Here is a 12,499-nt window from a genome sequence, read left to right on the forward strand (position 1 = left end):
AGCCCGCTTTTTTTATTCTATTAGGAGGTATTATGATGATTAAATTAATTGTAAATGCAGATGATTTCGGTCTTACAGAAGGTACAAATTACGGCATTATTGATGGACATATAAATGGACTTGTAAATTCAACGACGATGATGATGAATATGCCAGGAACAGAGCATGCGGTACGCTTAGCAAAAGAGTATAAAACGTTAGGGATAGGCGTACATCTCGTATTAACGGCAGGGAAACCAATTCTTGGAGACGTACCATCACTTGTAAGTAGCGATGGGCTGTTTCATAAACAAAGCGTCGTATGGGAAGGGAAGGTAAATCCAGAAGAAGTCGAGCGAGAATGGACTGCTCAAATTGAGAAATTCTTATCTTACGGATTAACACCAACTCATTTAGATAGTCATCACCATGTGCACAGCTTACCGATTTTGCACGATGTTCTTGAGAGATTAGCGGCTACATATAATGTTCCGATTCGTCGTTGTGAGGAAGAGCGAGCAGTACGCCCGTTTTCTGACGTATTTTACAGTGACTTTTATGCGGATGGTGTGACGGAAGATTACTTTGTGAAGTTAAAAGAAAGAGTACACGGCGAACAAACGGTAGAAATTATGGTTCATCCAGCGTATATTGATCCAGAGCTTGTGAAGCGTTCCTCTTACGTAATAGATCGTGTGAAGGAATTGCGTATTTTAACAGAGAGTGAGTTGCCTGAAGGAATAGAGCTTGTAAAGTTTTAATAGAAAAAAGACGGCTACATTATGCCGTCTTTTTTTATTTACAAAATGGATAGAATATATCCGCCAAAGGCTCCAAGTATAACGATAACCCAAGGTGGTGTTTTCCAAAAAGCGAGCAAGCAAAATAGAAGAGATGCAAAAACAAAATCTACAGCGTTTATAATTGTGCTCGTCCAAATGGGATCGTAAAAAGCGGCAATTAAAATACCAACAACTGCGGCGTTAACACCGAGTAGTGCGCCTTGTATGAAAGATATTTTTCTTACACTGTCCCAAAAGGGTAAAACACCAATAACGAGTAAGAAAGCAGGAAGAAAGATCGCAATTGTTGCGAGTATTGCACCAAGCGTTCCGTTTAACACTGCTCCTATATAAGAAGCGAATGTAAACAGTGGTCCTGGCATTGCTTGTGTTAATCCGTATCCAGCTAGAAACTGTTCTTTTGTCATCATTCCGTTTTGTACGAATTCACCTTCAAGAAGAGGTAGCACGACGTGTCCGCCTCCAAATACAAGTGCGCCAGAGCGATAGAAACTATCGAATAAGGCGATGTAATAAGAGAACGGTCTTAAAATTGGTAGCAGTAGTAATAGTCCGAAGAATAAGACGAGACACGAAACTGCTATCTTTTTTGAAATAGGTACTTTTATACTTTGAGATTGGCTAATTGGTTGGTTGCGATATAAAAACCAGCCGATAAAGCCAGATATGATAATGAGAATGACTTGTGTCCAGCTACTTGGCCATAATAGGGCGATTGCGGCAGTTGCAATTGCAATCGTCGCACGATTTCGGTCTGGCGTTAATTTTTGCGCCATTCCCCATATTGCATGAGCGACAATAGCGACTGCTACAAGTTTTAGCCCATGAATCCAGCCAGCACTTCCAAGATCGAACTGATTAAAGAATGAAGCGAAGAAAACTAAAACGAGCACAGACGGTAGTGTGAATCCAATCCATGAAATAATAGCTCCTAATAGTCCGCCCCTTAATAATCCAACCCCCATACCGACTTGGCTGCTAGCAGGACCAGGAAGGAATTGACTTAGTGCTACTAAATCTCCGTAGCTCCGTTCATCCATCCATTTTCTTTTTTGCACATATTCGTGGTGGAAATACCCAAGATGGGCGACAGGACCACCAAATGAAGTAAGTCCTAATTTAAATGAAACGAGAAAAATCTCTAATAATTTGTGAATAGTATATTTGTTATTTTCCAAAATAACCTCCTAGAATGTTTTTCTATGTGCATTATACAAGAGGTAGTAAAGCAAAAGGAACGATTCTAATGTAAAGATTGTGTGAATCTTTTCTTCGTAATTAAAGTTTGAAAAAGTCATAAATGATTATGTATAAACCATAAAGTAGTAGAAGTAGTGCTGGGAAATTTATATAAGGAGAATGCCCGTATGACAACACATTTCTTTGCGAGGTTAACAGGTAAGAGGGAAATACCTCCTGTAAATACAGAAGCTTATGGCGTAGCAGAGTTTATATTTAGTGAGGATTTAAAGAAGTTGCAATATCGGGTCATATTGAAAAACATCGAAAAAGTTACATCATGCCAAATTCATTTAGGGAAAACAGATCAAATTGGTCCAATTGTTTTAAGTTTATTTGGTCCATTAAAGCAAGGTATTAGTGTTAATGAAGGAGTCGTCACTGGTGTAGTTAATGTGGGGGATTTTGAAGGACCTTTACAGGGGAGAGCGTTTGATAGCTTACTGCAAGAAATCATTCAGGCGAATGTATATGTAAATGTTTATACGAAGTCTAATAAGAAAGGCGAAATCAGGGGGAGAATTAGGAAAGTAAAGAAGTAGAAAAAAGGCTGTTCATCTGGAACAGCCTTTTTTGCTATAAGGTACAAATTTTAGTGATTATAGCCGGTAAATCGATATATTTTGAAAATCGCTGATAAAATCTGAGTTGCGCTGATATATCTTGAAAATCGCCGATAAAATCCGAGTTACGGTCGATATACTACAAAACAGCCTCGATTAATTTTTTACAGGCTGATTTTTAATGAAGAAGTCCATAACATAAAACACTTCGTCATCAGGTATTTGTATTTCAAATGTATTTTCAATTGGCTGCAATGCTTTTTTTACTTTCATATACATCCAGTATTCATCTTGTCTTCGTTTCTCTTTATCTGGATGAGGGAGAAGGCTTTCTCCTTTTTGAAGACGGTCAACCATACAGCTCATATGCAGAATAACACCCATTAAACTGTCAGGAGTTAGCTGTAAGGAAATTAATTCTTGAATTGTATTTAATGCGTAACGAATTGTTTTAATAAGTAGTGCTCCGTCGTTACGCTGCATTTGTTGTTCAAGAATATCAGCCATTTTTGCATATGTTTCTTCATACGTAATTAATTCTTGAATTGGCTGAATCGCTGTGTAGTTTACAATGTCTTGGAAATGATAAGTTAAGCATGGCACCTGCACATCGAAATTTGTGACGATACAAATGATATTCCGCTCTTTTTTTATGTTCTCAATCATTTTCGTTAAATCTTTTTCATGGACAATACTAATCGGAATGATTTCAATTAAGTTTTTGTCAAATCGCAAATAGTTCTCCAACATTTTTTGAATAGCTAAAGCACTGCCTTCCCCTGTTAAACAAGCTGTCAAAATAACAGATTTCATTGGTGATAGTGGCTTTTTCTTTTCTTCTTGTACGTTTAAGTAAAACGGTGTTAAGTTCTTCACCGTTTCATATAATGCATCTAACGAGTAGCCAAGCTGAGCTTTTCGAGCAGCTTCTAGTGCATGTGGAGTGCTCGTCATGGAAAGAACACGTACCGGAATTTTGAACTCAGTTTCTAATATATCACCAATATAAGCGAGAGATCCCATATCAACGAGTAAGAGAAGCCCGTTTACATTTTGGAGTGTTTTCATATACACTTTCACACGCTCTAAGAAATCTTTCGGCGATTCATGTAACGGCATATCGATACCGGTTACTTCGTCAATGCCGAGCAGTTCGTTTGCGACGTTTGCCATTTCTGTTGCTATGCCGTTGCCGTGCGCTAATATTAATACTTTTACTTCTGTTTGTGAGGCAGGAATTGGATCAACAACGAAGAACATTGTTAAAAAGCCTGCTTCATCGATAGGCATTGTTATTTGTAATTCGTCTTCCAGTAGTTGAATGCATTGCATAGCTACGGAAAAAGCTTCTTTATATTTCGTACGAATTTGATTTAATTGTGGGTGATGAATTTGTTTTCCAGCTTGTAAACGTTGTAGAGTTGTCTGTACATGTAAACTTAAAGCGAGAAATACTTTTTCATCGAATGTCTTGGATAAATGTTTTTCAGCAAGTTCAGCAATTTTTTCACAAACGGAAACGATATTACGATCTACAATTTTAAAAACATTTTCATGACTTGTTTTTTTTGACATTTGGTTAAAATATTGTACGAAAAAGCTTTGAATATCATTTTCTATTAGTAATTCTAATTCTTCCTCTTCAATACCACGAGCTTGAAGCTCTTCATATTTATAGTCAATATAATCGTAAATAGAAGACTGTTTTTCGTTTTCTGCTTTATGATTACTCCAACCTTCATCGCCTGTAAATATAAATGTTTCATTTGGTATTTGGTATAGATGACGGCTTTTTCTTTCAATGAAGAGCCCTTCCTTCATATACCAAGGTAAGTCTGTACTTGAAACATAGACAGAATCACGTTTCTTTGTCACGAAGTCAGAATAGGCTTTCGCACAGGCAATTTGTACATCTGTTTTTAATTGGCCGATGTTATTGGGACAATTGTAAAAGACGAAAGCACGCATTGCATTCGAACTAACGTGAATTTCTTTTCGCAAGCGAATTGCTTCATTTGTGAAAAATAGCTGCAGTAAAGCAAAACGTTCTTTATGTGTACGCTCACGAAGTGGTGGCAGCGTGACAGTCATTGGTATACGTCTTGTAAATGTTTTTAATAAAAATGAATTTGGCTCTTCTGTTGTAGCAGTAATGATCAATACTTGTGCTTTACGTTCGTTTTCTGTTTCTCCAAGGCGGCGATATACTCCGCGGTCAATAAAGGTGAAAAGCATTTCTTGTCCCTCTGGAGGAAGGCGATGTACTTCATCTAAGAAAAGGATCCCTTCATGTGCTTTTTCAATTAACCCTTTTTGATCACTTGCCCCTGTATAGGCTCCTTTTTTAATCCCAAATAATTGTCCGAGTAGTAGCTGTGGGTTATTTGCATAATCAGCACAGTTAAAGACGATAAATGGTGCATTTTTAGGAAGCTGTTCAACTTCAATTGCATATTCGTGCATTAAAGAAGCAAACATGGATTTTCCGACGCCTGTTTCTCCGAGCAGTAAAGTATGCATACCGTTTGGAGGATAGAGAATAGAAGCTTTCGCTTTTTCGATTGCGATTTTAAGGCTCGTATTTTCAACTGCAAATGTATCTAATGAAGTTACTTCTTTTGAATGCGTTTCCAACGAAGTGTTCGTTTCTATATAAAAACGAACAGGACGCGTATTTGTTTTTAATAAACGTTTATCTTTTACGAGTTTGTTTAAGTCGCTACTTACATTGGCTCGATCTAGCTGCAACAGGGTAGCGAGTTCTGATGCAGTTACACCTTCTGTATAATTGCCTTTTTGTATTGCGTTAAAAATGAGATCTATTCGTTTCATTTCTATTCACCTCGAAACTTCATCACTATTTAAAATTTTACACAAAAATGGGAAGGGTGGGAAGAGAAAAATAAAACAGCTTTAGCACATAGCACTAAAGCTGTTACAATCTTGTGTCTTTCCAAAAGTTTACTTCGAGATGAGAAGATGGATTATAGGGAAGAAGCTTGTATCCTTGTGACTGTAAGTAATCAATTACTTGTGGCAGTATTTGTACGGTTACACTCGAATCATGCATTAAAATTACTTCGACTTGTTCATCGCTCTGATTACGTACCCTTTCTAGTATGGCAGAGGGATTGTCATAGCTTTTCCAGTCGTATGTATCGATTGTCCAATCCCACATTTTATACTGGGCTGATACAAGTGCATCACGGTAATTCTTTTTTAAGTAAGGCATGCTACCATACGGGACACGAACGAGATGTGAATTTAATTTTGTAACTTGCTGAACGATGCTTTGTGCTTGTTCCATTTCTGTAATTAAAGTAGATGGGTCACCAGTGTAAAGGCGTTTTACATCATGGGACATACTGTGAAGTCCGATATAATGTCCATCTTTAATTAATCGTTGCATTGTCTTTTTATAATGTGGTACTTTTCCCCCAATAACAAAGAAAGTTGCTTTTCCGTTCTTTTCTTTTAAGATGTTTAAAATTTGCGTAGTATATTTGTTTGGTCCGTCATCAAATGTTAAGTACGCGATTTTTTGGGTAGAAGAGGTAGTTTCGGTATTTGGATGATGTTCAGCAGGGGGAATGGTAGTTGCTCCTGCGTGAGATGACGCGTACATAGTAATCGTTAAAAATAAAATAATGTATTGAAATACTCGCTTGATCATAACATTCACCCTCAGTTTGACAATCAAGATGTAAAAAGAAAATATAATCCTTTTCTTATTATGTATATCTTTCTCCAATAGTGGAACTCTCAAACAAGCTATATTTTGGAAATGTAAAATAATGAATAAAAATAGCATCCTCTTATAAGAAAGAGGATGCTATTTGAATATTTCATAATAGTAAAGGCTATACTACAATTAGTCTTCGCGTTTTTTCACTTTTTTATAAAAGGAAATAAGTGGTTTGTAACGTTCATGTACAAGTCCAATTACTTCAGCAATAATCTCTGTAAAGAAGATTAAAACGAAAAGAAGAATAATGGATAACCATAATGTCGCACTAGAGAAAATGATTGCATTTACACTAAAGAAAATACCGAATGCGTATATAATTAGTACCGTTTTACGATGAGAGAAGCCCATTGCAAGTAAACGGTGATGTAAATGCGACTTATCTGGTGCTGAAATAGGTTTTTTATTTACGATACGACGGATAATTGCAAATGTCGTATCAAATACAGGCACGCCTAAAATGATAACTGGAACGATAAAGCTGAATAGCGTTACACTTTTGTATAATCCGAGTAACGATATAACAGAAATACAGTATCCTAAAAATAGTGCTCCTGTATCTCCCATGAAAATTTTTGCTGGATGGAAGTTGTAGAATAAAAATCCAATTGTACTTGCAAGTGCAATTAGTGCTAGAGGTAAAATGATAGCCGTTCCAGTACCCCATGGGCTAGTGAAGGCCATGTATGCTAGCGTTGCCAGTACGATAGATGAAATACCAGCGGATAATCCATCTAAGCCATCAATTAAGTTGATTGCATTTGTAATACCTACAATCCAAAATACTGTAATTGGGTAAGCAAGCCATCCAAGTTCAGTATCCCCGAGGATTGGAATATATAATACTTGCACTAATAATCCACTTTTTACAATCATAATGGCAACTAATAGTTGTCCACCGAATTTTACCTTCGCAGATAACTCGTACATATCATCTAAAATACCGATGATTACAATGATAATCGCACCTAGCGTTATCGATAACATTCTTTGTTCGTATAAGCCACCGACAACAAATCCAACAGCCACACCAATAAATATTGCTAACCCGCCAAGACGAGGCATAATCTTTTGGTGCACTTTACGCGCGTTTGGCTTATCTGTTGCTCCTATTTTAAAAGCTAACTTAATAACTAAAGGAGTAACGACGAGTACAGTGATGAAAGATGCCAAAATGGCATAAATCACTTGTGAGTCCATTAATACCCCACCCTTTTATAGTCTAACGTAATTTTTTTTAATATATTTATCTGAAAATTATGATGTTTATTTACAGGCTCATAACATATGGTATCACAAAAAGATTAGAATTCAATCTTTTTTTCGTTTTATGGTAAATGGAAGCAGATAGAATATATGACAATGGTATACAGAATGTTGAATCGTTTGAGAAGGTTAATCGTATTGGGCTTTGGAATATGACATTTTCTCTTTCTCTTTAATAGCGAATAATTTTATTTCAATATTATAAGTGTTACACGTAGAAATGAGTAAGTTCCGTGTTAAAATGTGGGAATTTTTCAAGTCTGAACGTGCAGCTTTAATCTCGGTAAAATTTCTATTGGTTTTATGGACAATATTTAATTTTACAAAAACTTAAAAAAGAATGAAGAAAGCAATTCATATAATAAAGAAGTAAAAGAGTTTTCTCATTTTTAATGTGAGAGGGGGAAGCACAGGGGAAATTCTATGTATTCGTATATTTTCTATTGTATATTCCTGTGCGAAAAGGAAATGAAAATTACGATAATAGGTACCGGATACGTTGGATTGATTACAGGAGTAGGATTGGCAGTATTGGGACATTCGGTTACATGTTTTGATATAAATGATGAGAAAATTGAACGGATAAAACAAGGGGATCTGCCTATTTATGAAGCTGGCTTATATGAATTAATACATGATGCGTGTGAGAATAATCGTTTAACTTTTACAACAAGTAAAGAAGAAGCATTTCATGATGCAGAATTTATATTTATTGCAGTTGGAACGCCATCGTTATTAGATGGGACAGCAGATTTAACATATATTCAAAATGCATGTTTTGATATTGGAGCATATGCGACTAAAGACATTATTGTTGTTACAAAAAGTACTGTTCCTGTAGGGACGAATGGTGCTATGAGGGGATGGATTGAGGAGACATTACAAAATAGGCATGAATTACATATTGTATCGAATCCCGAATTTTTACGGGAGGGTTCAGGGATTTACGATTTTTTTCAGGGAGATCGTATTGTAATTGGAGCTGATAATGAGGAAGCGGCGCGAAAAGTTGAGAATTTATATAGTAAATTACATTTGCAAACGTATGTTACAGATATAAAAAGTGCAGAGATGATTAAATACGCATCGAATGCCTTTTTAGCGACAAAAATTAGTTTTATCAATGAAATTTCAAATATATGTGAGAAGGTAGGAGCTAATGTATTAGATGTTGCAAAAGGAATGGGAATGGATAAGAGAATTGGGTCGTCTTTTTTAAATGCGGGCATTGGTTACGGGGGATCGTGTTTTCCGAAAGATACGAAAGCGCTTGTGCAAATTGCAGGGAATGTGGCGCATGATTTTCGTTTGTTAAAAGCCGTCATTGAAGTGAATAATAAACAACAGTTGTTATTGATTGAGAAAGCGAAGAAAGTAATAAATATGAACAAGAAGCGGATTGCAGTGCTGGGAGCGGCATTTAAGCCGAATACGGATGATATAAGAGACGCACCGTCCCTTATTATGATACAAGAATTAATTCATATGGGTGCGGATGTAGTTCTATATGATCCAAAGGCAATTCACAATATGAAAAATATCTTTGGGGAGACTATACAATATAGCGAATGTATAGATGAATCGATTAGAGGAGCGAGTGCGGCTTTTATCGTGACAGAATGGGAAGCAATCAGAGCTTATCCGTTAGAAAAGTACGCACAACTTATGAGAGAGCCTATTTTATTTGATGGAAGAAATTGTTATACTAATGAGGATGTCAAGAAACAAGGAATAGATTATTATTCCGTTGGAAGAGAAAGTATTCATAAGAGGGATTTTTCTGTTATTCGTTAAAAAGGTATGTATTCATGTATATTCTTATATGTCATAATAGGATTTGTAACTAGTGAAAGAAAAGAGGCAATGAAATGACTGAACGTTTAAAAGTAATGACAATTTTCGGGACACGTCCAGAAGCAATTAAAATGGCACCTCTTGTATTAGAGTTGCAAAAGCATCCTGAGAAAATTGAATCGATTGTGACTGTAACAGCACAACATCGTCAAATGTTAGACCAAGTATTAAGTATCTTTGGAATTACACCAGATTTCGATTTGAATATTATGAAGGATCGCCAAACTTTAATCGATATTACAACGCGTGGTTTAGAAGGTTTGGATAAAGTAATGAAAGAAGCAAAGCCTGATATCGTACTTGTACATGGTGATACGACGACAACGTTTATTGCAAGTTTAGCTGCTTTCTACAATCAAATTCCAGTAGGTCATGTCGAAGCAGGACTTCGTACATGGGATAAGTATTCTCCATACCCAGAAGAGATGAATCGCCAATTAACAGGCGTAATGGCAGATCTTCATTTCTCACCTACAGCAAAATCAGCAACGAACTTACAGAAAGAAAATAAAGATGAATCACGCATTTTCATAACAGGAAATACAGCGATTGACGCGCTAAAAACGACTGTAAAAGAAACATATAGTCATCCTGTACTAGAGAAACTTGGAAATGATCGTCTTGTACTTATGACAGCTCACCGCCGTGAAAACCTAGGAGAGCCAATGCGTAATATGTTCCGTGCAATTAAGCGTCTTGTTGATAAGCATGAAGACGTACAAGTTGTGTATCCTGTTCATATGAACCCTGTTGTTCGTGAAACTGCAAATGATATTTTAGGCGATCATGGCCGCATTCATTTAATTGAGCCGCTAGATGTAATTGATTTCCACAATGTTGCAGCTCGTTCATACTTAATGTTAACTGACTCTGGCGGGGTACAAGAGGAAGCACCGTCACTCGGTGTGCCAGTTCTTGTTCTTCGTGATACAACAGAGCGTCCAGAAGGTATTGAAGCAGGTACGTTGAAATTAGCGGGAACAGACGAAGAGACAATCTTTAGCCTTGCTGATGAGTTGTTATCAGACAAAGAAGCTCATGATAAGATGTCAAAAGCATCTAATCCGTACGGTGATGGCCGTGCATCAGAGCGTATTGTAGAAGCAATTTTAAAACACTTTAATAAATAAAAAAAAAGCCAAATCGCATGCGATTTGGCTCTTTTTTATTGCTGATTTCTCATAATCCACTCTGCATGAGCATTCGTAGAAGGAGGGGGATCAGTTGGTGTTTTATTCTGATTCCGATTCGTTTCTTTCTTCGCTTTTTCGTTAGAGTTAGAATTTGAAGAAGGAGTGGATTCGGTTTTTGTTGTTGAATTTTCTTGCGTGGTTACCTTTTCTCCTAGTTCTTTTTTAATTTCGTTACGTACTGCCTCAACACCGTTTGGATCTGGAAGGAAGTAATAAATACCACCTATTTTTTTGTCTTCTCCTTCAAGTTTGAGTGTTTGTATTGTGGAAGGATCAAACCCAGAAAGTTTCTTGTAAAGAGCAAGGCCATCAGAAATAGGAATGTCAGTTTTTATATATTTTCCAACGACCGCTGTTAAATCTTTAATTTTAAATACGGTAGAGGTGGAATTTAGTTTTTGAGCAACAGCAGCTAGTAATTGTCTTTGTCTAGCGGCCCGACCATAGTCACCATTTGGATCTTGCTTTCGCATACGAACGTAAGCGAGTGCTTCTTCACCATTTAATTCTTGCTGTCCTTGCTTAAATTGGATTTTTTTGTAGTAATCTACGTCTGAACGCTCCCAAAAATCGAAGGGAACATCAACAGTAACACCGCCAACAGCATCAACAATACCTTTAAATCCTTGGAAATCAATTTTAACATAATGGTCTACAGGTACTTTTAGGAAACCTTCGACAGTTTTGATTGCCATTTCTTCTCCGCCGTAAGCATGCGCAGCGTTAATTTTGTCCTCTTTATTCTTTCCGACAATTGGAACGCGACTATCACGAGGGATACTCATAAGCGAAATCTTTTGCGTTTTCGGATTGACTGTCGCAAACATTAATGAATCTGTACGACCGTTTTGGCCGTCTGTTGCATAATCTTCTATACCCATAATAAGGAGTGTAAAAGGCTCCTTTGTAATTTCTACATCTTCGGTTCTCAAATCCGATTTTTCACGAGTAAAACCACTATACATCCCCATGAGAGAAGAGTAGGAATTTAATATATAAAGTCCTACACTACCAAATAAAAATAAGAAAATAAGGAAGTAGAAAAACTTTCTTCTTCGTTTCTTTTTTATTCTGCTATTTTGGAGATGATAATAACGTTCTTCCATATATAATCTCCTTAGTTCATTTGTAGGAAAGTAATTCACTACATTAATCTTTAAAGGCGATACAGTAGTTATTCTTAGATAATATCTTGTTCTAAGTACAACATATCTCCTTCTGTAATTGTACATTTCCCATTTGTTAATTCAATCATCCAATCCGTGAATGCTTGTTTTCCATCTTCTTCTACATACGTATCAAATGTGACATTTTCGAGGTAATGTATATCTTTAATGGCATATTTTGAATTGCGTAATTCATTTTCAATTTTGCCAAGTAATGTGTAATCAATTTCGGTCTGCATAATACGCATTAGCTTTCGCTCGACAACACCGACATGATTAATGCCTTCGCTTGTACATTTTCCATATGCGCGAATTAATCCACCAGCTCCCAGTTTGATGCCACCAAAATATCGGGTAACGACAACGACGGTATCTTTTAAACCGCGTTTTTTTAGTACCTCTAACATGGGTACGCCAGCTGTACCACTAGGTTCACCATCATCATTTGCTTTTTGGATTTGATCTTGTTCGCCAATTAAATACGCAGAACAATTATGTGTTGCATTCCAGTTTTGTTTTTTGATTTTTTGTATGAATTCTTGAGCTTCTTCTTCGGTTGTAGCACGACTAACATAACAGATGAATCTTGATTTTTGAATAACAATTTCGTGTTCACCGTAGTTTTTTATTGTTAAATATTGTAATAACACTTGTATACGCCCCTATCCATCAAAATGACTAGTACTTTACA

Annotated in this window: 10 protein-coding genes; 4 read left to right on the forward strand and 6 right to left on the reverse strand. The window is 36.5% G+C overall.

Annotated features, from left to right (window positions below; genetic code table 11):
- Positions 1-35: 35 nt before the first annotated feature.
- Positions 36-740 carry a chitin disaccharide deacetylase gene (gene chbG, locus PDK19_RS17680; RefSeq protein ID WP_000593466.1) on the forward strand — a complete coding sequence of 235 codons (705 nt, stop codon included), beginning with the start codon at positions 36-38 and terminating at the stop codon, positions 738-740.
- A 38-nt stretch (positions 741-778) separates the two neighbouring features.
- Here chbG and PDK19_RS17685 read toward each other — a convergent pair whose 3' ends face one another.
- Positions 779-1,960, reverse strand: coding sequence for a chromate transporter (locus PDK19_RS17685; RefSeq protein WP_270707744.1), 1,182 nt, complete (start codon positions 1,958-1,960; stop codon positions 779-781).
- Between the two features lie 189 nt (positions 1,961-2,149).
- Here PDK19_RS17685 and exsM point away from each other — a divergent pair, with 189 nt between their 5' ends.
- Entirely contained in the window at positions 2,150-2,563 is a 414-nt protein-coding gene (exsM, locus tag PDK19_RS17690) for an exosporium regulatory protein ExsM (RefSeq protein WP_000207032.1), read from the forward strand.
- A gap of 177 nt (positions 2,564-2,740) precedes the next feature.
- Here exsM and PDK19_RS17695 read toward each other — a convergent pair whose 3' ends face one another.
- The 3 genes from PDK19_RS17695 to PDK19_RS17705 form a co-directional block, all read right to left on the reverse strand.
- Positions 2,741-5,416, reverse strand: a complete 2,676-nt coding sequence (locus PDK19_RS17695; protein ID WP_270707746.1) for a PRD domain-containing protein — start codon at positions 5,414-5,416, stop codon at positions 2,741-2,743.
- Positions 5,417-5,519: 103 nt separating this feature from the next.
- On the reverse strand, positions 5,520-6,257 hold the full coding sequence (locus PDK19_RS17700; protein WP_000597164.1) for a polysaccharide deacetylase family protein: 738 nt from the start codon (positions 6,255-6,257) through the stop codon (positions 5,520-5,522).
- Positions 6,258-6,455: 198 nt separating this feature from the next.
- Positions 6,456-7,529 (reverse strand): glycosyltransferase family 4 protein, encoded by a 1,074-nt coding sequence (locus PDK19_RS17705; RefSeq protein ID WP_000378310.1) that lies wholly within the window; start codon positions 7,527-7,529, stop codon positions 6,456-6,458.
- 489 nt (positions 7,530-8,018) lie between these two features.
- On the opposite strand from PDK19_RS17705, the gene PDK19_RS17710 reads away from it, so the two are divergent.
- Positions 8,019-9,389: a UDP-glucose dehydrogenase family protein gene (locus tag PDK19_RS17710; RefSeq protein WP_270707749.1), complete on the forward strand. Its 1,371-nt coding sequence runs from the start codon at positions 8,019-8,021 to the stop codon at positions 9,387-9,389.
- 74 nt (positions 9,390-9,463) lie between these two features.
- Positions 9,464-10,579 (forward strand): non-hydrolyzing UDP-N-acetylglucosamine 2-epimerase, encoded by a 1,116-nt coding sequence (gene wecB / locus PDK19_RS17715; protein ID WP_000140128.1) that lies wholly within the window; start codon positions 9,464-9,466, stop codon positions 10,577-10,579.
- Between the two features lie 35 nt (positions 10,580-10,614).
- On the opposite strand, the gene PDK19_RS17720 is transcribed toward wecB, so the two are convergent.
- Both PDK19_RS17720 and PDK19_RS17725 read right to left on the reverse strand, forming a co-directional pair.
- Positions 10,615-11,748, reverse strand: coding sequence for an LCP family protein (locus tag PDK19_RS17720; RefSeq protein WP_000392775.1), 1,134 nt, complete (start codon positions 11,746-11,748; stop codon positions 10,615-10,617).
- A 74-nt stretch (positions 11,749-11,822) separates the two neighbouring features.
- A complete protein-coding gene (locus PDK19_RS17725; protein WP_000926694.1) occupies positions 11,823-12,458 on the reverse strand; it encodes a YigZ family protein in 636 nt (211 codons plus the stop codon).
- Positions 12,459-12,499: the final 41 nt, after the last annotated feature.

It is taken from the genome of Bacillus cereus group sp. BcHK124, assembly GCF_027712065.1.
Lineage (GTDB): Bacteria > Bacillota > Bacilli > Bacillales > Bacillaceae_G > Bacillus_A > Bacillus_A pacificus.

Excerpts from the sequence above, each read along its gene's own strand:
- chbG (WP_000593466.1), top strand. The coding sequence starts at position 36 with ATGATTAAATTAATTGTAAATGCAGATGATTTCGGTCTTACAGAAGGT.
- exsM (WP_000207032.1), top strand. The coding sequence starts at position 2,150 with ATGACAACACATTTCTTTGCGAGGTTAACAGGTAAGAGGGAAATACCT.
- PDK19_RS17695 (WP_270707746.1), bottom strand. The coding sequence starts at position 5,416 with ATGAAACGAATAGATCTCATTTTTAACGCAATACAAAAAGGCAATTAT.
- PDK19_RS17700 (WP_000597164.1), bottom strand. The coding sequence starts at position 6,257 with ATGATCAAGCGAGTATTTCAATACATTATTTTATTTTTAACGATTACT.
- PDK19_RS17705 (WP_000378310.1), bottom strand. The coding sequence starts at position 7,529 with ATGGACTCACAAGTGATTTATGCCATTTTGGCATCTTTCATCACTGTA.
- PDK19_RS17710 (WP_270707749.1), top strand. The coding sequence starts at position 8,019 with ATGTATTCGTATATTTTCTATTGTATATTCCTGTGCGAAAAGGAAATG.
- wecB (WP_000140128.1), top strand. The coding sequence starts at position 9,464 with ATGACTGAACGTTTAAAAGTAATGACAATTTTCGGGACACGTCCAGAA.
- PDK19_RS17720 (WP_000392775.1), bottom strand. The coding sequence starts at position 11,748 with ATGGAAGAACGTTATTATCATCTCCAAAATAGCAGAATAAAAAAGAAA.